The sequence below is a fragment of the Spirillospora sp. CA-142024 genome (assembly GCF_050942325.1).
Lineage (GTDB): Bacteria > Actinomycetota > Actinomycetes > Streptosporangiales > Streptosporangiaceae > Spirillospora.
Genome location: NZ_CP192077.1, coordinates 2452211 through 2472419 on the forward strand (window position 1 = coordinate 2452211; position 20209 = coordinate 2472419).

Genomic DNA, 20209 nt, shown 5'->3' on the forward strand with positions numbered 1-20209 from the left:
ACGGCACGGAAGGTAGCTGGTGCGCATGCGGACAGTGACGTTCACGGAGATTTAAGGAAGTTCACGAAAATTAGCGGATTCCTGATCCGGTTCAGCAGGGAAGGATTCGAACCTGTTATCGAGTTACTTGAGGAGTCAACGGTGACCCGGCTGACAGTGGACGACGTCTACCAGCACATACGCGGTGTCTGCTTCAAGACCGGCCCGCCCGGGACGGTCGGCGCCGAGACCGAGTGGCTCGTCGTCGACGCCGCCGATGCGGCCGCGCACGTCTCCGGCGATCGGGTGCGGGCCCTCGTGGACCGGGCCGGTCCGCCGCCCGGCGGCAGCAAGGTCACCTACGAGCCGGGCGGGCAGCTGGAGCTCAGCTCCGCCCCGTTCGACACGCTGGACGGCCTTTACAAGGCGCTCGGCCGGGATGTCGACCACGTGCGGGAGGTGCTCGCGCCGGACGGGCTCGCGCTCGACGGGCACGGCGTCGACCCGGTCCGCCGCCCCCGGTTCCAGGCCGACCATCCCCGCTACGCCTGCATGCGCGACTACTTCCGCGCGGGCGGCTTCCGCGACGCGGGGCTGGCGATGATGTGCTCGACGGCGTCCGTCCAGGTGAACCTGGACATCGGCGCCGACGCCCCGGACGCGTCCCGCCGCTGGCGGCTCGCGCACGCGCTCGGGCCGGTGCTGGTCGCCGCGTTCGCCAACTCGCCGCTGCGGGCCGGCCGCCGCACCGGGCTGCGCTCGTCCCGGCAGGGCATCTGGACCGAGCTGGACCCGTGCCGCACCCTGCCCGTCCTGCGGGACGGGGCGGACGGCGACCCGGCCGAGGCGTGGACGCGGTACGCGCTCGACGCCCAGGTCATGCTCGTCCACACGGCGGAGGGCGAGTGGGTGTCCGACCCGGGCATGTCGTTCCTGGAGTGGCTCGACAAGGGCGAGCCCGGCGAGGACGACCTGACCTACCACCTGTCGACGCTGTTCCCGCCCGTCCGGCCGCGCGGCTGGCTGGAACTGCGCATGATCGACGCGCTGCCCGGCCCGTACTGGCCGGTCCCCGTCGCCGTCGCCACCGCCCTGCTGGACGACCCGGCCGCGTCGCGCGCCGCCGAGGCCGCGGCCGAGCCGGTGGCGCACCGGTGGGCGGAGGCGGCCCGGTGCGGGCTGTCCGACGCGTCGCTGGCCGCCGCCGCGCGGGCGTGCTTCGCGGCGGCGCTGGAGGCGCTGCCGCGGCTCGGCGCTTCCTGCCTGGTCCCGCTGGTCGAGGACTACGCCCACCGGTACGTCGAGCGAGGACGCAGCCCCGCCGACGACTCCCCACATTTCGCACTGGAGGATCGGACATGAGCGTCCCGTTCGCCGACGAGGCCGCGCTGAAGGAACTCATCGCCGACGAGCTCGGCGCCGTCCGGGACCGTAGTTTCGGCCTCACCACCGACGTCCTCGCCGGGGACGACCTCACGGCTCAGGTGTCGCCGCTGATGTCGCCGCTCGTGTGGGACCTCGCGCACGTCGGCAACTACGAGGAACTGTGGCTGCTGCGCACGGCGGGCGGGCAGGAGGCGATGCGTCCGGAGATCGACGACCTGTACGACGCGTTCGAGCATCCGCGCGCCGAACGGCCGACCCTGCCGCTCCTGTCGCCGGACGAGGCCCACGCCTACATCGGCACGGTCCGGTCCAAGGTGCTCGACTCGTTGTCGTCGGTGCGGTTCGACACCCCGGATCCGCTCACGTCGGGTGGGTTCGTGTACGGGATGGTCGTCCAGCACGAGCACATGCACGACGAGACCATGCTCGCCACGCACCAGTTGCGCCGCGGCACCCCAGCCCTGCTCGACCCCTTGGCGGAGCCTCTGCAGAAGCCTGGTGAGGGCTCCGGCGTGGACGAGGTGCTCATCGAGGCCGGGCCGTTCCAGATGGGCACCTCGGACGACCCATGGGCGTACGACAACGAACGTCCCGTGCGCATCGTCGACCTGCCCGCCTACTACATCGACGTGGAACCGGTCACCAACGCGTCCTACATCGCGTTCATCGAAGCCGGTGGCTACGACGACCCGCGTTGGTGGGACCCCGCCGGATGGAAGTGGCGCAACAGCAGTGGCAAGCGCGCCCCTGCCTTCTGGGACCGGGAAGGCGGACAGTGGGTGCGGCGCCGGTTCGGGCGGACCGAACCCGTTCCGCCCGGCGAGCCCGTCCAGCACGTGTGCTGGTACGAAGCCGACGCCTACGCGCGCTGGGCCGGGAAACGGCTGCCGACCGAGGCCGAGTGGGAGAAGGCCGCCCGCTGGGACCCGGCCACCGAGCGGTCACGCCGCTACCCCTGGGGCGACGTCTACGAAGAGGGACGCGCCAACCTGGGCCAGCGGACGCTCCGTCCGTCCAACACCGGCTCCTACGCGTCCGGTGCGTCGGCGTACGGGGTGAGGCGTCTCCTCGGGGACGTGTGGGAGTGGACGTCGTCGGACTTCCACGGATACCCCGGCTTCCGTGCGTTCCCCTACAAGGAGTACTCGGAGGTCTTCTTCGGGCCCGACTACAAGGTGCTGAGGGGCGGCTCCTGGGCGACGCATCCGCTCGCCATACGCGGATCGTTCCGCAACTGGGACTACCCCATCAGGAGGCAGATCTTCTCCGGGTTCCGCTGTGCCCGCACCCCGGGGGAGGTCCGCTGAATGTGCCGTCATCTCGGCTACCTGGGGCCGGAACGGACATTGCACTCGCTCGTCTACGACGGGCAGTACTCCCTGGAGACCCAGGCATACGCGCCGCGCATGACTCAGGGAAACCTCCTCAACGCCGACGGGTACGGCGTCGGCTGGTACCAGGACGGCGCTCCGCTCGCGGAACCGGTCCGATTCCGCCGGGCCCAGCCCATCTGGACGGACCAGTCGTTCCGCGAGGTCGCCGGGGCGGTCAGGGCGTCCTGCGCGGTCGCGGCGATCCGGTCGGCGACGGCCGGGTTCCCCGTGGACGAGTCGTGCGCCCAGCCGTTCCGCGCCGGGCCATGGCTGTTCAGCCACAACGGGAAGATCGAGGGCTACGGCGGCGTCGAGTCCAAGCTCCGTGAGCTGGCCGGAGACGTCGCCGACATGCCCGACGCCCGCGCGCCCGTCGACTCGGCGCCGCTGTTCGCCCTCGCCGTCCGGCACTGGCGGGAGGGCGCGCCGCTCGGCGATGGCCTGGCCGCGGCCCTGGCCGCGATCACCGCGCTCGCGCCCGGCCGCTACAACCTGCTCGCCTCCGACGGGACGTCCCTGGCCGCCACCACCTGGGGCGACTCCCTGTTCGTCCGCGAGGACGGGGACGCGATCCGGATCGCGTCCGAACCGCTCGACGACGACGCCGGCTGGCGCCGCGTCCCCGACCGTTCGCTCGTCACCGCCGGCCTCGCGTCCGGCGTCCGCATCGACCCGCTCTGAAGGAGAACCACGTGGACCGGTTCCTGACCGCCGACGACCTCGCCAAGACGCTCCGCCGGGACGTCCGGGAGGGGCTCACCGGCACGCCCAAGACCCTGCCGCCCAAGTGGTTCTACGACGAGCGCGGCAGCGCGCTCTTCGAGGAGATCACCAAGCTGGAGGAGTACTATCCGACCCGGCGCGAGCGGGAGATCCTCGCCGCGCGGGCGCCCGACATCGCCGCCGCCACCGGCGCCCGCACCCTGCTCGAACTCGGCGCCGGGTCCGGGGAGAAGACCAGGCTGCTGCTCGACGCGCTGTCCGGAACGCTGGGCTCCTACGTGCCGGTGGACGTCAGCGGAGACTTCCTGGAGGACGCCGCGGCCGGGATCGCCGCCGACCATCCCGGGCTGACCGTCCGGACCGTCGTCGCCGACTACGAGCAGCACCTGCACCTGCTGCCCGGCGGTGAGCGGCGCCTCATCGCTTTCCTCGGCGGGACGATCGGCAACATGCCGCCCGCCGAACGCATCGGGTTCCTCGGCGGCGTGCGCGCCACCATGACCGGGGGCGACTTCCTGCTGCTCGGCGCCGACCTCGTCAAGGACGCCGGGCGGCTGGTCCGCGCCTACGACGACGCGGTCGGCGTCACCGCCGAGTTCAACCGCAACGTCCTGCGCGTCATCGACCGGGAGCTGGACGCGGACTTCGACCCGGACGCGTTCGAGCACGTAGCGGTCTGGAACGAGGCCGAGGAGTGGATCGAGATGCGGCTGCGGTCCGTCCGCGCCCAGGACGTCCGCGTCGGCGGGCTCGACCTGGACGTGTCGTTCGCCGCCGGGGAGGAGATGCGCACCGAGATCTCCGCCAAGTTCCGGCGGGAGCGGCTGGAGGCCGAACTCGGCGCCGCCGGGATGGAGCTCGCCGAGTTCTGGACGGACGAGGCGGGCGACTTCTCCCTCACCCTCGCACGGCCCTCGTCCGGCTGACGCTCAGGCCTTCCGGACGGGGTGCGCGAGGCCCAGCCGCTTCAGGTCCGCCGCCAGGCGGGTCGCCACGTACAGGTGGCCCGCCGGCGTCGGATGGGTGCGGTCCTGCTTGATGAGCCGGGGCGCGTTGCCCTGGCCGGTCAGCAGGTCACCGGTGATCCACTGTTCGCCGATCGGGTCGACGAACGGGACGCCGAGCTGGCCGGCCAGGTTCTTCAGCGCGTCCCGGACGGCGATCGCGCCCGGCACCGGCGTTCCCGTTCCCCAGAGCGGGCCGAGCACCACGAGGCGGGTGCCGGGCCAGCGCTGCCGGGCGCGTTCGAGCAGCACGTGCGCCGCCGCCGCGACCTGCGCCGGCGGGATCCGGAAGTCGTTGTGGCCGCCGGACACGATCAGCATGTCCGGCGCCGGGCGCCAGCCGAGCTGGCTCTCGAACAGGCCGAGGAACGCGTGCGGCCCGCGGCCCTTCACGACGTACCCGGTGCCGGACCGGCCGCCGACGACGACCTGCCAGCCGAGCAGCCGTGCGGTGGCGGAGGCGTAGGTGGACTCCGCCTCGACGCCCCGGTCGCCGACCGTGTAGCTGTCGCCGAGGAACATCACCACGGGCGGGGCGCCGCGAGGCCTGTCGTTCTTCGCCGGCCCGTCCGCCGCGGCCGGCTTGTGCACCGAACCCGCGAGCACGGAACAACCGGCGAGCGTCACGACCGCCACCAGGCCCAGGCACAGCATCAGAGTCGCCGCGCCGCGACGGGCGCGGCGAGATGTCATGGAGAACCACCAATTGTTCGGGAGACGCACCCGGCATCTTACTGACCCGCCGCCGCCACCGCGGGCACTCCGCGACCGTGCCCGGGCAATGTTCGGCCGCGCCCCGGCAATGTTCAATGGCGGCCTTTCCTCCATGCGGTGTTCACCTTGCGGCTCTGGTCGGGAAACCTCGTCACGGGACGGTTCCGCCGTGACACGACGGGAACGGTTGCGCGAACTCGACCTGCTGCGCTTCGCGGCGGCGACGGCGGTGGTGCTGTACCACTTCACGGGGTTCGGCGGGGCCGGGCCGTGGCCCGCGCCCTCCAGGGACGTGTTCCCCGAGATCGCCCCGGTCACCCGGTTCGGCTATCTCGGCGTCGACCTGTTCTTCGTCATCAGCGGGTTCGTGATCCTGATGAGCGCGTGGGGCCGCAGCCCGGGGGAGTTCGGGGTCTCGCGGCTGGTCAGGCTGATGCCCGCGTACTGGGTGAGCGTGCTGCTCGGCGCCTTCGTGTACGCGGTGTTCCGGATGGGGCACGGCGTTCCCGGCCTGGTCATCCCGAACCTGACCATGCTGCAGGGCGGACTCGGCCTGGAGAACGTGGACGCCGTCTACTGGACGCTCTGGGTCGAACTGCACTTCTACGTGCTCGCCGCCGTGCTCGCGGGCGTCGGGATCACCTACCGGTCCTGCCTCATCTTCATGGCGGCCTGGATGCTCGGCGGTGTCTTCGCCGACGAGGCGGACAGCGACCTGCTCCAGGTGATGCTGATCCCGACCTGGAGCTGCTACTTCATCGCGGGCATGGCGCTCTACATGATCCACCGGTTCGGGCCGACGCTGCTGCTCTGGGGATACGTGGCGGCGTCCTACATCCTGGCGCTGCACTGGGGCGCCTGGCGCGCGGAGCACGTCTTCCGGGGCGCGGACGAGGTCGTCGTCAGCGCGGTCATCACAGGGATCTTCGCGGTGATGATCCTCGTCGCGACGGGCCGCCTGCAGAGGCTGCGCTGGCACGGGCTGACCGTCCTCGGGGCGCTGACGTATCCGCTGTACCTCGTCCACTCGCAGGTCGCGCTACCGCTGCTGGACGCGGTCTACCCGGGGCTCGACAGGTGGGCGGCTCTGGCGGTGGTCGTCGGAGCCTCGCTGATTGCCGCCTATGCCGTGCATCGGCTGGTGGAACGTCCGGGCGCGGCGTGGCTGCGCGCCCGCCTCAAGGCGTCGTTGAAGCCCATGCGGCAGCCTGCGGAACCGTCTACGTTGGTCGCCCATGGCGATCGGGGTGGACGGGGCGGTACTGACCTCAACGGCAGTGAGCCTCGCGATCGCGCCCCGGTTGATGCGGCGCGCACCTGACTCCTCGCCCGGTTCTACGCGGGCCTGGGCGCGTCCAGAAGTGTTCCTGGGGCTGGTCGTCGGGCTCGTGTACCTGAACCAGGTGCTCTTCACCGTGTACGTGCTCCGTGTACACGACGGCGATGCCTCGTTCATTGCGAAGTACCTGCCAGAGGGCTGGTTCGCACTGGCGGACGGCTCGGCGATGCGCGCCATGGCAAACCACTTCCCGATGCCAGAGCTGCTCGCGCCGTCGGTCCTGCGGGTGCAGGCGTTCCTTGAGTTGCCCGTCGTCCTCCTGGCCTATGTCACGGTGCTGCGATGGTTGGCGCGCGATCTGTATCGGCGTCTCGTGAGCTCGTGGCTGGTGTGGACCGCATCGGTCTCCTACACCTTCGTCTTCTGCACGGTCGAGTGGGACCTGCACAACCCCTACACGGTGGACGACATCGTGATCCGAGCCATCTCGGCTGTGGTCACACCGCTGCTGCTCCGCTGGCTGGCCAGGCAGGAGGGCCCTGCCCCAGACCGCTTGTCGTTCACACAGATGCTTCTGTTCGCCGTGTCCGTCTGGGCCTTGGGGCAACTGGTGTTGACCGTCTACGACACCGCGCTTCTGTACAACCTCGGTCATCTGAGCGGGCGCCTGCCAGGTGCGATCGTCGCCGCATGCGCTCTCGTGGGTGCGCGCTGGTTCTCAGCACGGCTGAGCCCTGGAGAAGCGGGGGTGGCGCTCTCGTCCGTCGCCGGCGGGTTGCGTTGGGCCTTGCTCCTCTTCTTCGTCCCCGCGCTGGCGGTCCGGTACGGCGTCAACTTCGGTACTCCGCTCATAGCGGTAGCCGCCGGATCGTTCGTCTGTCTGGTGGCCGTCGTGTGCGGTCTGCGAGATGCCCTCGCTGGTCTGGAACCGATGCGGATCGGCCTTTGGGCCGTCCAAGCGACGGTGGCGTTCCTCGCTGGGGCGGTCACGGGGTACGCCGCAGTCAGCCTGGTGACGGACACCTACTACGAAGCGGGCCTCCTGAGAGGCGCCGCGACCTGCTTCGCCGTCGTCATCACCGTGTGCGCCCTGACCGACCGCCGGCTTCCGGAGTGACGGGATTTGGGCCGGTGTGACACATCTGGGGTGGGGCGCGCTGAAGGAAGTGTGGGCGTCCGGTCGATGTGAGCGGGCTTCGGTCGGACGCGCCCCCTCCGGCGAGCCCGCCGCCCCCGGGCGGGCCCGCCGGAGGCACCAGCCTCAGGCCGGCTCCTCCGGCGGCTGGAGTTCCTCGGTGTAGTCGACCGTCATGCGGCGCATCAGGCCCGACTCGTCGACGGAGTACTGGCCGAGACGCTGCAGCGGCGGCGAGTAGGCGTGGATCGAGACGCTGGCGTCGTCCACCCCGGTGAGCCGGTGGATGTGGTCCGGGCCGAAGCAGAACGAGCGTCCCTCTCCGACGACGGTCCGCAGAGGCTCGCCGCCCATGCGCGGGTTGTTCTCCTCGATGGACCCGGCGACGACGCGCACGGCTCCCGAGGAGACGTCGTGGTCGTGCCAGCCGGTGTCGTTCTCGGGCGTCCAGCAGAGCAGCCAGACGTCCACGTGCTCGTCCCGGTAGAGGGACGCGTAGTGGCGCTCTCCCTCCGGGAAGGCGACGTGCTGCCGCCAGAGTCCCGGCCGCCCGGCCAGGTCGTCGACCAGTTCCCGCAGTTCCCGCTTGTCGAGGGGACGGCCGGGCAGGCTCTCGAAGCCGGCGGCGCGGGGCAGGACCTCGGAAGACACGGGTTCGCTCCTCTCCGAAACTGTCGTGGCGCGCGGCCCACTGAGCCCGGAACTCGGCGTGAATCCGCTGGCCAGGCTTCTGAACCGCATCAGTTAACCGTTTCAGTGAACCGCTTCAGAAGCCGGTTCGTCAAGTTCGGTCCGTGCTTTGTCGGCGGCGGCCTCTAGGGTTGGAGGGATGTCGGAGAAGCGCAAGCGCGCGACCATCCGGGAAGTGGCGCAGGCGACGGGGCTGTCGCCCGCGGCGGTGTCGTACGCGCTGCGCGGTATCCAGACCTCCGAGGAGACCCAGGAACGGGTCCGCGCGGCGGCGGAGGAGCTCGGCTACGAGGCCCATCCGATCGCCCGCGCGCTCGCCAGCGGCCGCACCGACCAGGTCGGGCTGCTGTGCGGCTCGCTGGAGGACTACTGGCAGCAGTCCCTCGCGGTCGGCATCGGCCGGGCGCTGCTCGCCCGCGACCGGTACGCTCTGATCGTGGACGCGGGCGGCGATCCCGAGCGGGAGCGGGCCCTCGCCCGCCGGCTGCGCGACCAGCGGGTGGACGGCCTGATCGTCCAGCCGCTCGACCCGTCCGCCGCCCTGTGGTCGGAGCTGGCCGCGGCGATCCCCGTCGTCTCCATCGGCGACGCGCTGCACGGCGGCCAGGCGCAGGGCGAGGTCGTGTTCGACAACCGGCGCGGGGTCACGCTCGCCCTGGAGCATCTGCGCGATCTGGGGCACCAGCGCGTCACCGTGTTCACCCCGACCCTCTCCAGCACCCCGGACCGCCCCGCCGACGTGTACGTCAACGCCGAGGCCGTGCGGCTGGGCCTGCGGGTGGACGTGGTCGTCGTGCCGCAGTCGCTCGCCGAGTCCACCGAGGTCGCCATGCGGGTGCTCGGCGGACCCGACCGTCCTTCGGCCGTGTTCTGCTTCGCCGACTCGATCGCCTACGGCGTCTACGCCGCCACCCGTGAGCTGGGCCTGGCCGTTCCCGGCGACGTCGCCGTCTGCGGGTACGACAACCATCCGATGTCGGCGCTGCTCACCCCGCCGCTCACCACCGTCGACTGGGACATCGACGGCATCGTGCACTCCGCCGTCCGGCTCGTCGTGGACGTCATCGACGGCAAGCCCCGCAAGCGCCGTGTCGTCCGCGAGCCGTCCCTTCGCGTCCGCGCCTCGACCGGCGAGACGGTCCCGGCGGGCTGACCGTATGCGGGGCCCCCGGGAGTCAAGGGTGGAGACGGGCCAGGTCGGGCAGGAGGTCCGCGGCGGCGGCGATGTCGGTGTCCAGCGGCCGGTCCTCGATCCGCGGGTCGAGGACGGCGGCGGCCATGTCGGACGCCGACCTGAGCGGCCCGCCGGACGGCGCCCGCCCCTGCATCCGCAGCGCCCGGACGGCCGCGACCAGCTCGCAGCCGAGCCCGAGCCGGTAGGCGGCGACGGCGTCGGTCGTCGCGCGGGCCGACTGGGTGGAGAACCCCGCGTGCTCCTCGACGCCGCGCGACAGCACCGCGCTGCCGAGCGCCGCCGGGGTCGCGAGGCGCCGGACGTCCGCGAGGCACGAATGCGCCACGTACTCCAGGATCATGATCCCGGAGGACGCCTCGGTCTCGCCCTGGAACGCGTAGAGGCCGGTGAACGACGGCTCGGCGAGCGTTCCGAGGCGGGCGGCGGCGAGCGCCATCGTCTGGAACAGGGCGGCGCGGGCCGCGTCCAGGGCGAGCCCGACGTAGGCGGTGTGGAAGTTGCCGTTGTGCCAGACCGTCCGGGCCGGGACGTCGACGAGGGGGTTCTCTGCGGCGGCGTTGATCTCGCGGGTCACGACCTGCTCGGCATAGCGGGCCGCCTCCAGCGCCGGGCCGTGCACCTGCGGGAACGCCCGGTACCCGTACGGGTCCTGGATGCGCATCGGGGCCGGCTGGTCGAAGGCGAGCAGTCCGCGCATCGCGGCCGCGGCCTCCTGCTGGCCCGGATGCGGGCAGGCGTCCTGGACCGGCTGCGCGTACGGCTCCTCCGAGCCTCGGACGGCGAAATGCGACAGCGCGGCCACGACCGTCGACGCGCGGAGCATCTCCCGCAGGTCGGCGACCGCGAGCGCCGCCTCGCCGAGCGTGGCCGCGTTGGAGCTGATGAACGCCAGCGCGTCGGCGGAGCGGAGCCGGTAGCCGGGGCCCCGCTCCTGAAGGCCGTCCGGCCCCGCGAGCCACGACCGCTCGCCCAGCAGGCACAGCGCGGTCGACGCCAGCGCCGTCAGGTCGCCCGTGCCGATCGCCCCGTAGACCGGCACCGGAGGAAGGAGGCCCAGGTTGAGAACGTCCGCCAGGGCCTGCAGTGCGCCCGGTTCCACGCCCGATCCGCCCGCCGCGATCTGGTTCAGCCGGACGGTCAGCATCGCCCGGACGATCTCCGCCGCGACCAGCGGACCGGCCCCGGCCGCGTGGCTGCGCAGCAGCCGCAGGCCGTGCGCGTCGGCGTCCTCCCACTCGACGTCCACCACGCGGTTGGCGCCGACGCCGGTCGTCCGCCCGTACACCGGCTGCGATCCGGCGACGTCGCGGGCGACCCGCCAGGCGTCGCGCGCCCGCTCGACGCCGTCCGGCGCCATGACGATCGTCACATCCTCGCGGGCGGCGCGGACCACCTGCGTACACGTGAGATTCGTCCCATCGATAACGATTCGGCTGTTCTCCACGCCGCAACGGTACTTTCCCGAGATTCCCGGTAGATATCCTCAAGATCCGAAGTTCCGGACACGCCGGGGCACTGAAATGACGGTACCCACTCATTACGGTTGGGTAGAAGGCCGAAATCGATCATCGGCGTCGCGGGCGCCCGGCGAGGACGTGAATCGTTGATCACCTTTGAGGGCGTCACCAAGCGCTATCCCGGAGGCACCGTCGCGCTCGACGACGTCAGCCTCGAATGCCCCACAGGCCGCATCACCGTGTTCGTCGGGACCTCCGGGGGCGGCAAGACCACCGCGCTGCGGACCATCAACCGGATGGTGGAGCCCACGTCCGGGCGCGTGCTCATCGACGGGCAGGACGTCCGCGAGCGCAAGCCCGCCGAGCTGCGGCGCGGCATCGGCTACGTCATCCAGCACGCCGGGCTGTTCCCGCACCGCACCATCCTCGACAACATCGCCACCGTTCCGTACCTGCTGTCCTGGAACAAGAAGAAGGCGCGGGAGCGGGCCGCGGAACTCATGGAACGGGTCGGGCTCGACCCGTCGATGGGGAAGCGCTACCCGTTCCAGCTGTCCGGCGGCCAGCAGCAGCGCGTCGGCGTCGCGCGCGCCCTCGCCGCCGACCCGCCGGTCATGCTGATGGACGAGCCGTTCAGCGCCGTCGACCCCGTCGTCCGCGCCGAACTGCAGGACGAGTTCCTCCGCCTCCAGGACGAGTTGCACAAGACGATCGTGTTCGTCACCCACGACATCGACGAGGCCATCAAGCTCGGCGACCGGATCGCGGTGTTCCAGACCGGCGGCAGGCTCGTCCAGCTCGACAGCCCCGAGAACCTCCTCGCCCACCCCGCCGACGACTTCGTCGCCGGCTTCATCGGGCAGAACCGCGGCATCCGCACGCTGTCCTTCGCGGGAACGGGCGGGCTGCGGCTGAGCGACGACGCGGTCCGCCCGGCGAGCGCCGACGCCTCGGACGCCGCCGGACAGGAATGGGTGCTCGTCGTCGGCGACGATCGGCACCCGCTGGGCTGGGTCCGCCCGGCGCAGGTCACCGGGCCGCTGGGGGAGGCGAGCCTCCGCCCGGTCGGCCCCACCTTCCTGGTCGGGACCGACTCGGTGCGGGTCGCGCTGGACGCGGCGGTCCTGTCCCCGTCCGGCCTGGCGGTCGGCGTCGACGGCACCGGCGCCGTGGTCGGCACCGCCGCGGGCACCGACCTGCTCGCCGTCCCCACCCACGGCACCCGGGACGAGGACGGCACGGACACGGACAGCCCGGACGCGGAGAGCGCGGACGCGGAAGACGACGCCCCGTCCCTGTCGAAGGACGGTGGCTGATGGACATCGACTGGGGCTGGATCGGCGAACACACCGACACGCTCACCGAGCACGCCCTCATCCACCTGCGGCTCGCGCTGCTGCCGGTGGTGTTCGGCCTGGTCATCTCGCTGCCGCTCGGCGTGCTGTGCCGCCGCTGGGGCTGGCTCTACCCGCCGACGCTGACGATCTCGAACGTCATGTACGCGATCCCGTCGCTCGCGCTGTTCATGATCTTCATCCAGTACACCGGGCTGACGGCCTCCACCGTCATGATCCCGCTGACCCTGTACAGCCTGTCGGTGCTGGTGCCGAACGTCGTGGACGGCCTGGCGTCGGTGTCCGAACCCGTCCGGCAGGCGGCGACGGCGATGGGCTTCGGGCCGCTGCGGCGGCTCATGCAGGTCGAACTGCCGATCGCCGTGCCCATCGTCATGGCCGGGACCCGCGTCGCCGCCGTCTCGTCCATCAGCCTCGTCGCCGTCGGGCAGCTGATCGGGCAGGGCGGGCTCGGATATGACATCATCCGCGGCTACCAGCTGCAGTTCCAGACGCAGATCGTCGCCGCCACCGTCCTGATCGTCCTGCTGGCCCTGGTCACCGACGCGATCCTGGTCATCGTCCAACGCCTGCTCACCCCGTGGGCCCGAGCCCGGGGGACCTCATGAACGACCTGTGGAACCAGATCGACCTGTTCTGGACGTGGCTGACGGCGTCGTCGCAGTGGCACGGCGGTGACGGCATCCCGCACCGGCTGCTCCAGCACGTCTACTACAGCGGCGTGTCCCTGCTCTGCGCCGCGGTCATCGGGCTGGCGCTGGGGCTCGTCGTCGGGCACACCGGCCGGGGCGGCTTCCTCGCGATCAGCCTGGCGAACATCGCGCGCGCCGTCCCGACCTTCGGGCTGGTGCTGTTCGTCGTGGTGATCGAGTACAGCATCACCCCGGTCCTCGTCGCGCTGGTGGCGCTGGCGGTGCCGCCGATCCTGGTCAACACCTTCGAGGGCGTCCGCGGGGTCGACGCGGACGCCAAGGACGCGGCGCGCGGCATGGGGATGACCGGCTGGGGCGTACTGTGGCGGGTCGAGCTGCCGATGGCGCTGCCGCTGATCCTGCTCGGGCTCCGCACGTCCGCGATCCAGGTCGTCGCCACCGCCACCATCGCCGCCTACCCGGGGTTCGGCGGCCTCGGCCGCTACATCATCGACGGGCTGGCGCGCAACGACTACCAGCTCGTGGTCGGAGGCACCGTCCTGGTGGTGCTGCTGGCACTGATCGTCCAGCTGGTCTTCGCGGCGCTGCGCCGCCTCGTCATCTCACCGGGCCTCCTCGGCTCCGCCCGACCCTCCTGAACTAAGGACAAGGACAATGAACAGACTCATCAGTGGCGCGGTCGTCGGCCTCGTGGCCGCCCTGACCCTGTCCGCCTGCGGCAGCGGAGACTCCGGCGACGACTCGAACCCCCTCTCCGGCGGCGGCGGCAACGGCACCGTCACCGTCGGCGGCGCCAACTTCCCCGAGAGCAACCTGCTCGGCGAGCTGTACGCGCAGGCCCTCGAAGCCAAGGGGATCAAGGTCACCCGCAAGTTCAACATCGGCGCCCGCGAGATCTACTACGACCAGGTCGTCAAGGGCGGCATCAGCGTGATCCCCGAGTACAACGGCGCGCTGCTCACCACGTCGGTCGACAAGACCAGCACCGCCGCGACCACCGAAGAGATCAACGCCGCGCTCAAGGCGAAGCTGCCGGCCGGCGTCGAGATCCTGAACTCCGCGCAGGCCGAGGACAAGGACTCCGTCACCGTCAACCCGCAGACGGCCGCCAAGTACAGCCTGAAGTCCATCGCCGACCTGAAGCCGGTCGCCAAGGACCTCACGATCGCCGGGCCGTCGGAGTTCAAGACCCGCCAGCAGGGGCTCGTCGGCCTCAAGAAGGTCTACGGCCTGGACTTCAAGAAGTTCCAGCCGTTCGACGCGGGCGCCCAGGCCACCCTGGTGAAGCTGCTCACCGAGAACAAGATCCAGGCGGCGGACCTGTTCACGACCGACCCGACGATCCAGCAGAACAAGCTGGTCGTCCTGGAGGACCCGGAGCACGTCTTCAGCGCCCAGAACGTCACGCCGCTCGTCAACAAGTCCGCGGTGGACGACAAGGCGAAGGCGGCCCTGAACGCCGTCTCCGCCAAGCTCACCACCCAGGACCTCCTGGACATGATGAAGCGCATCTCCATCGACAAGGACGACCAGGAGAAGGTCGCCGAGGACTGGCTCAAGAAGTCCGGCCTCGCCTGACGTCCCGCACGAAAGCCCGCCGCCCTCCTCGCGGCGGGCTTTCGCGTGCGGTCACCCCCCGCGCGGGCAGAACCCGGTAGGGCTCGATCCAGTCGCCTTCTCGCAGATCGGGGAAGTCGATGGCGACGTTCATCTTGTAGTCGGAGTCGGCCCTGATCGCCTGCTCGAACAAGCCCTGCGTGGAGACGCCGCCGATGGTCAGCCCGTCGGCCAAGACGGTCTTGTCGCGCAGCACGCGGGCCCTGTGACCGGCCGCCAGCCCTTCGGTGCCGTCCTTCGACGGCGTCCCGTAACTCCTGATCGGGAGGACGGCGGCGCGGGTCGTGGCGCCGGCGGAAGCGATGTCCGTGACGCTGAGCGTGGGGGTTCGCGCCTCCGTCCACTCCGGTGCCGGAACACCGTAGGCCAGGACGGTGTCCCCGGGACGCAGGTCGGGATGGCCCAGGTACAGCGACCCGCGTCCGCCCGCTGCCAGCTCGCCCGCCGGCGCCCCGGCCTCGTCGGCCAGGAGCAGCAGCCGCAGCGCCTCGGCCACCGGCCGGCCGCCGCGCACGATCCGGACGCGGTCGCCCGCTCTCAGCCTTCCCTCGGCCGTGTCGACTCGCGCGCCCGGCCCCGCCAGCGGATCCCCGGTCGTCTCGCGGACGGTCGCGCGCCCCAGGGCGGACTCCCCGGCCCGGTGCCGATCGGCCTCCGCGGGCTCCGCGCGTGTGTAGACCTCGATGTGATCGTCCGCACGGACCCCGCCGTGCCCGGTCGCCACCGCGACCCGGCGGAACTCGCCGACCCTCTCCCGGGCCTCCAGCCGCGTCCCGATGATCTTCTCTCTGACCAGGGCCCCGGCACGGAGGTCCTCGGCGATCAGGACCCCGCCGCGCAGCAGCCGTGCCCGGGCGCCCCGCGGAAGGTGGCCGGCCTGCACCCGGCCGTGGGGGAGGTCACCGAACCCGGGCACCTCCCGGAAGCCCGACACCCTCATCCAGCAGAGCCGCTCCTCACCGATCATCCGGAGATCTTGACATGGGCGATCACGGGATCGTGGTCGGACGGGTAGATCCCGCGGGCGCGGTACGGGTCGATCTCGGTCCAGACCGTGCGGACCGCGCCGCGCGCCAGGATCCAGTCGATGCGCTTGCCGTCCCGTTCCGGGGGCAGCCAGTGGTTCTCGGTGCGGTACTGCGGGCCGTGCCGGTCGGCCGTCGTCCACGTGTCCCGGAACGCGCCGGGCCCGGTGAGGATCGTGTACGCGGGCGAGGCGCCGGCGGCGGAGTTGAAGTCCCCGGTGAGGACGACGGGCACGCCCGCCTGGAACTTGCGGACGCGGTCGAGGATCAGCCCGGCGCTCTTCACCCGGGAGGTCGCCGACATGTTGTCCAGATGCGTGTTGGCCTGGTACATCACCGTGCCGGTGCGGCGGTCGCGGAACTTGGCCCACGTCACCATCCGGACGTAGCGGTTGCCCCAGGTGGCCGAGCCGATCACGGCGGGCGTGTCGGAGAGCCAGAAGTGATCGAAGTCCAGGACCTCGAACCGCGACTTGCGGTAGAAGATCGCCAGGAACTGGTCGCGGGTGCCGCCCTGGCTGCCGAGGCCGATCCAGCCGTGGTCCGGCAGCGCGCGGGCGAGGTCGCGGACCTGGTACCACCGCGCCTCCTGCACGCCCAGCAGGTCCGGGTCGTGCCGGTTCAGCAGCCGCTCGACCAGCGGCAACCGGGTCTTCCAGTCCCTGGGCGACGGGTCGTTGACGCCTCGGAGGTTGTAGGTCATCACGCGGACCGTGCCGTCGCCGTCCGCCTCCGGCTCGGCCAGGACGAACCCGGAGATCAGCAGGATCGCCGCCGCCGCGACCACCGGCCAGAACCACCGCCGGCGGAGGACGCGTGCGAGCATCCCGCCGATCACCGTCCGCCGGAGGCCCGCGGCGCCGGTGAGCGCCGGGGCAGGCCGCCTTGTGCCGTCACCATCTCGCCACCCGCCCATCCTGCTGCGACTTTGAGCATAGATCGTCTTTTCTGTCTTGTCCATTTTTTGCAATTAATTGCGCTGTCCTCTCGCGGTTGCGGCGAATTCAGAAAGGCTTCATTCTCGCCATTAAGTGGCGCGGCCGCCTGGGCCGGTCGTGTGCGATGCGGTCGTCCCGGGGGAGCGGGCCCGCATCCTCGGCGGCGTCGTCCCCGCCGGGTCGGACGGCGCCGGACGCGACCGTGGAGGACGAGGACTTCGGGGCGGCCGGATCCGCGCCGTCCCCCGAAGCGCTTATGCTGTTTTGTGCACAGCCCAGCCTTTGTTCGTTGATCTGCTGATACGTTGCGCTCATGAGGTATGTCCGCACGGCGCTCTATCTCGACTTCGACAATGTGTTCATCGGGCTTTTCAAGCTGGACCCGGAGGTCGCCATCCGGTTCGCGCGCGATCCCGGGACGTGGCTCCGGCACTTGTCAACGGCGCTGACGGACGATGCCGAGCGGCGCTGGCTGATCCTGCGCTGCTACCTCAATCCGAGCGGATGGGTGGGCCACCGCGACCCTTCGGGGGAGCCGACGCGGCTGTTCTTCTCCAAGTTCCGGACGTCGTTCGTCCGCGCCGGTTTCGAGGTGATCGACTGCCCCCGCTACAACGCCACGAAGAACGGCGCCGACATCAGGATCGTCGTGGACGCCGTCGACGCCCTGTCGGCCGACCCCGGCTACGAGGAATTCGTGATCGCCTCCGGCGACTCCGACATGACGCCGCTGCTGCAGCGGCTGCGCCGCGCGGACCGGCGGACCATGATCGTGTCACCCGCGGACACGGCGGAGGCGTTCACCTCGATCGCCGACCGGACGCTCGGCAACCAGGGGCTGCTGGCACTGATCCAGGGCGAGCCGGTCGACGTCGACGATGACGCCGACGACGCCGCGGCCTCCGCGTTCGGCGATGCCGTCGGCGGCGTCGTCCCGGTCGACCAGAAGAACGCGTACGAGTCGTTCCGGTCCATGGTCGTCACGGAGTACGAGAACGCGTCCGAAGCCCTGAACATGGCCACCGTGGCGCAGCAGGTGCGCGACGAACTGGACGACGCGATCAGCAGGACCCGATGGTTCGGTTTCGGCAGTTTCGCTCGCGCGGTGGGCAGTTTGAGACTGCCCGATCTGCAGATGTCCCAGCATCGGATGTGGGACCAGAGCCGTCATGCTCCGCCCGAGGACACCGGCGCCGCTCCGCCGCGCATCACCCTCCCGGAGCCCGTCGAGCGCATGGTGGACCTGCTCAATCTGCCCCGGCTCCCGCAGGAATGGTGGCCGCTGATCTACCAGACCCTCTCCGACTACGCCTGCACAAACGAGTTCAACCTGACCGAATGCACGCGCTGGTCCCGGGACCGGCTCCGTGACCAGGGGTTCCCCATCAGCCGCGGAAGCGTCACCTTCGTCGCGCAGGGCACCTCGTACGGCGGCTGCCCGCTGTACCGGCAGCCGCCGCCCACCCCGGCGGAGATCGGCACGGCCTTCACGAAGAACGTCGTCGCCCGGGCCGATGACGAGGGGCTCTCCGACGACGAGATCGCCACCGTCAGGGCCTGGCTGGGAGCCCCCGCAAAGGACGAAACGGCCCCCGAAGACCAAGCCCCCCAGGACGCGCTCGGCTGAGGGATTCCTTCCGGCGGTCTCAGGACGTTCTCAGGCGGTGGCTCGGAATCTCCCAGAGAGTTTTCCGAGGATGGTCCACTGGTCTTCGTCGTCGACGGAAGAGGCTCCCATGAGACGACCGGTCCGGCTGATCGCGCCGGCGGCCGCCGCCCTGTCGGCCCTCGCCTCGCTGCCCCTGGCCGCCTGCCAGGAGGTGGAATCGCAGGTGCGGGCACCCGAACGTCCGAACATCATCTTCGTGCTCACCGACGACCTCGCGTCGAACCTGGTGCAGTACATGCCGCACGTCAAGCAGATGCAACAGCGGGGAATGACGTTCAGCGACTATTACGTCACCGACTCGCTGTGCTGCCCCTCGCGATCCACCATCTTCACCGGCAAGTACCCGCACAACACAGGTGTGTTCACGAATCAGGGCGCGGACGGCGGCTATCGGACGTTCAGGGGCCGCGGCAACGAGCAGGCCACCTTCGCCACGGCGCTGCGGAAGTCCGGATACCGCACGGCGATGATGGGGAAATACCTCAATGGCTATCAGCCGAGCGATCCGGTGCCTCCGGGCTGGGACGAATGGGACGTCGCCGGTAACGGCTACCCGGAGTTCAATTACACGCTGAACGAGAATGGGCGCCAGGTTAGGTACGGGAACCGGCCGGAGGACTATCTGACCGACGTCCTGGCGAGCAAGGGGGCGGGCTTCGTCACCCGTGCGGCCAAGGACCGCCGGCCGTTCATGATGGAGATCGCGACCTTCGCCCCGCACGGTCTGGCCACCCCGGCTCCGCGCGACGCCGGCCTGTTCCCCGGCCTCCGGGCTCCGCGCGGACCCGCCTTCAACGAGGCCGACATCTCCGACAAGCCGGGCTGGCTCAAGGAGCACCCGCGCCTCCGGCCGGAACAGATCCGCAAGATCGACACGGTGTACCGCAAGCGGGCCCGGTCCGTCCAGGCGGTCGACGACCTGATCGGACGTCTCCAGGCGACGCTCAAGGCGACCGGCACCGACCGCGACACGTACCTGATCTTCTCGTCCGACAACGGGTTCCACCTGGGTGAGCACCGCTTGGCGCAGGGAAAGCAGACCGCCTTCGACACCGACATCAGGGTGCCGCTCATGGTGACCGGGCCGGGTGTGCCCGCCGGGTCCACCCACCGCGGGTTGACGCAGAACACCGATCTCTGCCCGACCTTCGAGGAACTCGGCGGCGTGCCCGTCCCCGCGTCGGTGGACGGCCGGTCCCTTGTCCCAGCCCTGAAGGGCGACCCGACGCCGAAGCGCGAGGCGGTGCTCATCGAACACCACGGCCCGAACAACCGGCCGGACGACCCCGACCGGCAGGGCCGCGCCGCCGGCAACCCGCCCAGCTACGAGGCCCTGCGCACGGCGGGCGAACTCTACGTCGAGTACGCCGACGGCCAGCGGGAGTACTACGCGCTCAAGAACGACCCGGCCGAACTCGACAACACCGCCGGTCAACTCTCCCCGCAGCGCCTCGAACGACTGCACAACATGCTCAACGACCTCCGCGGCTGCCGCGGCGGCGACTGCCGCACCTGACCCCATCAGCCGGTTCGGCGTACCCGTGCGGGCGCGGGTGGCGCTTGGTCGCCCGTCATCTCGGGCGCCTGCTGGACGAGAAGCGCTTCGGGGAGGTGCGTACCATCTTCACCGAAGACGCCTCGGTCAGCACGGCCAGCGGCGCTGTTCAGGGGATCGGCGCCCTCGTCGAGAAGGCTCGCAGGATCCGCCCGGCCGGTGTGTTCACCCAGAGCTTCATCACCAACCCCCTCATCGAGGTGGACGGCGACACCGCAACGATCGCCGCCAACCTGCTCGCCGCCTTCGTCGGCCAGCCCGAAGGGCGGGGACGACTCTTCGCCGAGCGCTACCACCTCCACGCCACGCGCACCCGGCAAGGATGGCGGATCTCACGGGTAGAGGGCGTACCTCTTTGGGAGGCCGCCCTACCCGAGGTCACCCCTTTCCACACGGACGTCCCCCGATCCGACGCGGACAGCGCGGCAGCTCGTTCTTAGAACAAGTGTTGTGAGCAACGCC

General features: G+C 70.8%; 19 protein-coding genes. 14 read left to right on the forward strand and 5 right to left on the reverse strand.

Annotated elements, in window-relative coordinates:
* The first annotated feature begins 141 nt into the window (after positions 1 to 141).
* Genes egtA through egtD form a run of 4 tightly spaced genes read left to right on the forward strand, consistent with a single transcriptional unit; the run spans position 142 to position 4387 of the window.
* Positions 142 to 1341 carry an ergothioneine biosynthesis glutamate--cysteine ligase EgtA gene (egtA, locus tag ACQPZP_RS11840; protein ID WP_433477675.1) on the forward strand — a complete coding sequence of 400 codons (1200 nt, stop codon included), beginning with the start codon at positions 142 to 144 and terminating at the stop codon, positions 1339 to 1341.
* Entirely contained in the window at positions 1338 to 2672 is a 1335-nt protein-coding gene (gene egtB / locus ACQPZP_RS11845) for an ergothioneine biosynthesis protein EgtB (protein ID WP_433477676.1), read from the forward strand. The genes egtA and egtB overlap by 4 nt, the downstream gene beginning before the upstream one ends.
* Positions 2673 to 3419, forward strand: coding sequence for an ergothioneine biosynthesis protein EgtC (egtC, locus tag ACQPZP_RS11850; RefSeq protein WP_433477677.1), 747 nt, complete (start codon positions 2673 to 2675; stop codon positions 3417 to 3419). It begins immediately after the preceding gene.
* A gap of 11 nt (positions 3420 to 3430) precedes the next feature.
* The gene (egtD, locus tag ACQPZP_RS11855; RefSeq protein WP_433477678.1) at positions 3431 to 4387 is read left to right on the forward strand and encodes an L-histidine N(alpha)-methyltransferase; all 957 of its coding nucleotides are present in this window, start codon (positions 3431 to 3433) and stop codon (positions 4385 to 4387) included.
* A 3-nt stretch (positions 4388 to 4390) separates the two neighbouring features.
* Here egtD and ACQPZP_RS11860 read toward each other — a convergent pair whose 3' ends face one another.
* The gene (locus ACQPZP_RS11860; RefSeq protein ID WP_433477679.1) at positions 4391 to 5158 is read right to left on the reverse strand and encodes an SGNH/GDSL hydrolase family protein; all 768 of its coding nucleotides are present in this window, start codon (positions 5156 to 5158) and stop codon (positions 4391 to 4393) included.
* A 190-nt stretch (positions 5159 to 5348) separates the two neighbouring features.
* Between ACQPZP_RS11860 and ACQPZP_RS11865 the strand changes: the two genes are divergently transcribed.
* Both ACQPZP_RS11865 and ACQPZP_RS11870 read left to right on the forward strand, forming a co-directional pair.
* Positions 5349 to 6500, forward strand: coding sequence for an acyltransferase family protein (locus ACQPZP_RS11865; RefSeq protein ID WP_433477680.1), 1152 nt, complete (start codon positions 5349 to 5351; stop codon positions 6498 to 6500).
* Complete coding sequence (locus ACQPZP_RS11870) at positions 6415 to 7575, forward strand: hypothetical protein (RefSeq protein ID WP_433477681.1); 1161 nt, start codon at positions 6415 to 6417, stop codon at positions 7573 to 7575. The genes ACQPZP_RS11865 and ACQPZP_RS11870 overlap by 86 nt, the downstream gene beginning before the upstream one ends.
* Before the next feature lie 144 nt (positions 7576 to 7719).
* Here ACQPZP_RS11870 and ACQPZP_RS11875 read toward each other — a convergent pair whose 3' ends face one another.
* A complete protein-coding gene (locus ACQPZP_RS11875; protein WP_433477682.1) occupies positions 7720 to 8244 on the reverse strand; it encodes a cysteine dioxygenase in 525 nt (174 codons plus the stop codon).
* Positions 8245 to 8422: 178 nt separating this feature from the next.
* Between ACQPZP_RS11875 and ACQPZP_RS11880 the strand changes: the two genes are divergently transcribed.
* Positions 8423 to 9436: a LacI family DNA-binding transcriptional regulator gene (locus tag ACQPZP_RS11880; protein WP_433477683.1), complete on the forward strand. Its 1014-nt coding sequence runs from the start codon at positions 8423 to 8425 to the stop codon at positions 9434 to 9436.
* A gap of 22 nt (positions 9437 to 9458) precedes the next feature.
* Here the strand turns inward: ACQPZP_RS11880 and ACQPZP_RS11885 are convergent, their stop codons facing one another.
* Positions 9459 to 10922, reverse strand: a complete 1464-nt coding sequence (locus ACQPZP_RS11885) for an aromatic amino acid ammonia-lyase (protein WP_433477684.1) — start codon at positions 10920 to 10922, stop codon at positions 9459 to 9461.
* Positions 10923 to 11081: 159 nt separating this feature from the next.
* On the opposite strand from ACQPZP_RS11885, the gene ACQPZP_RS11890 reads away from it, so the two are divergent.
* From ACQPZP_RS11890 to ACQPZP_RS11905, 4 genes are read left to right on the forward strand one after another with little or no spacing between them, the layout of a single operon-like run.
* Entirely contained in the window at positions 11082 to 12251 is a 1170-nt protein-coding gene (locus ACQPZP_RS11890; protein WP_433477685.1) for an ABC transporter ATP-binding protein, read from the forward strand.
* Positions 12251 to 12898, forward strand: coding sequence for an ABC transporter permease (locus tag ACQPZP_RS11895; RefSeq protein ID WP_433477686.1), 648 nt, complete (start codon positions 12251 to 12253; stop codon positions 12896 to 12898). Before ACQPZP_RS11890 ends, ACQPZP_RS11895 begins: the two co-directional genes overlap by 1 nt.
* Positions 12895 to 13581: an ABC transporter permease gene (locus ACQPZP_RS11900; RefSeq protein WP_433477687.1), complete on the forward strand. Its 687-nt coding sequence runs from the start codon at positions 12895 to 12897 to the stop codon at positions 13579 to 13581. Before ACQPZP_RS11895 ends, ACQPZP_RS11900 begins: the two co-directional genes overlap by 4 nt.
* A gap of 16 nt (positions 13582 to 13597) precedes the next feature.
* Positions 13598 to 14521, forward strand: a complete 924-nt coding sequence (locus ACQPZP_RS11905) for an ABC transporter substrate-binding protein (protein WP_433477688.1) — start codon at positions 13598 to 13600, stop codon at positions 14519 to 14521.
* Here ACQPZP_RS11905 and ACQPZP_RS11910 read toward each other — a convergent pair.
* Together ACQPZP_RS11910 and ACQPZP_RS11915 are read right to left on the reverse strand one after the other, a co-directional pair.
* Positions 14499 to 15527 (reverse strand): hypothetical protein, encoded by a 1029-nt coding sequence (locus tag ACQPZP_RS11910; protein WP_433477689.1) that lies wholly within the window; start codon positions 15525 to 15527, stop codon positions 14499 to 14501. The genes ACQPZP_RS11905 and ACQPZP_RS11910 overlap by 23 nt on opposite strands.
* Positions 15524 to 16411, reverse strand: a complete 888-nt coding sequence (locus ACQPZP_RS11915) for an endonuclease/exonuclease/phosphatase family protein (protein ID WP_433477690.1) — start codon at positions 16409 to 16411, stop codon at positions 15524 to 15526. Before ACQPZP_RS11915 ends, ACQPZP_RS11910 begins: the two co-directional genes overlap by 4 nt.
* Positions 16412 to 16836: 425 nt before the next feature.
* Here ACQPZP_RS11915 and ACQPZP_RS11920 point away from each other — a divergent pair, with 425 nt between their 5' ends.
* The 3 genes from ACQPZP_RS11920 to ACQPZP_RS11930 all read left to right on the forward strand — a co-directional run bounded on the left by ACQPZP_RS11920 (position 16837) and on the right by ACQPZP_RS11930 (position 20187).
* The gene (locus ACQPZP_RS11920) at positions 16837 to 18150 is read left to right on the forward strand and encodes an NYN domain-containing protein (protein WP_433477691.1); all 1314 of its coding nucleotides are present in this window, start codon (positions 16837 to 16839) and stop codon (positions 18148 to 18150) included.
* A 109-nt stretch (positions 18151 to 18259) separates the two neighbouring features.
* Entirely contained in the window at positions 18260 to 19708 is a 1449-nt protein-coding gene (locus tag ACQPZP_RS11925) for a sulfatase family protein (RefSeq protein ID WP_433477692.1), read from the forward strand.
* Between the two features lie 44 nt (positions 19709 to 19752).
* The gene (locus ACQPZP_RS11930) at positions 19753 to 20187 is read left to right on the forward strand and encodes a nuclear transport factor 2 family protein (protein WP_433477693.1); all 435 of its coding nucleotides are present in this window, start codon (positions 19753 to 19755) and stop codon (positions 20185 to 20187) included.
* Positions 20188 to 20209 lie beyond the last annotated feature (22 nt).

What these genes read in the sequence shown, in the direction of transcription:
- egtC (WP_433477677.1), top strand. Translation starts at nt 2,673, where the DNA reads ATGTGCCGTCATCTCGGCTACCTGGGGCCGGAACGGACATTGCACTCG.
- ACQPZP_RS11880 (WP_433477683.1), top strand. Translation starts at nt 8,423, where the DNA reads ATGTCGGAGAAGCGCAAGCGCGCGACCATCCGGGAAGTGGCGCAGGCG.
- egtB (WP_433477676.1), top strand. Translation starts at nt 1,338, where the DNA reads ATGAGCGTCCCGTTCGCCGACGAGGCCGCGCTGAAGGAACTCATCGCC.
- ACQPZP_RS11870 (WP_433477681.1), top strand. Translation starts at nt 6,415, where the DNA reads ATGGCGATCGGGGTGGACGGGGCGGTACTGACCTCAACGGCAGTGAGC.
- ACQPZP_RS11860 (WP_433477679.1), bottom strand. Translation starts at nt 5,158, where the DNA reads ATGACATCTCGCCGCGCCCGTCGCGGCGCGGCGACTCTGATGCTGTGC.
- ACQPZP_RS11900 (WP_433477687.1), top strand. Translation starts at nt 12,895, where the DNA reads ATGAACGACCTGTGGAACCAGATCGACCTGTTCTGGACGTGGCTGACG.
- ACQPZP_RS11910 (WP_433477689.1), bottom strand. Translation starts at nt 15,527, where the DNA reads ATGATCGGTGAGGAGCGGCTCTGCTGGATGAGGGTGTCGGGCTTCCGG.
- ACQPZP_RS11905 (WP_433477688.1), top strand. Translation starts at nt 13,598, where the DNA reads ATGAACAGACTCATCAGTGGCGCGGTCGTCGGCCTCGTGGCCGCCCTG.
- ACQPZP_RS11920 (WP_433477691.1), top strand. Translation starts at nt 16,837, where the DNA reads ATGAGGTATGTCCGCACGGCGCTCTATCTCGACTTCGACAATGTGTTC.
- ACQPZP_RS11925 (WP_433477692.1), top strand. Translation starts at nt 18,260, where the DNA reads ATGAGACGACCGGTCCGGCTGATCGCGCCGGCGGCCGCCGCCCTGTCG.
- ACQPZP_RS11915 (WP_433477690.1), bottom strand. Translation starts at nt 16,411, where the DNA reads ATGCTCGCACGCGTCCTCCGCCGGCGGTGGTTCTGGCCGGTGGTCGCG.
- ACQPZP_RS11895 (WP_433477686.1), top strand. Translation starts at nt 12,251, where the DNA reads ATGGACATCGACTGGGGCTGGATCGGCGAACACACCGACACGCTCACC.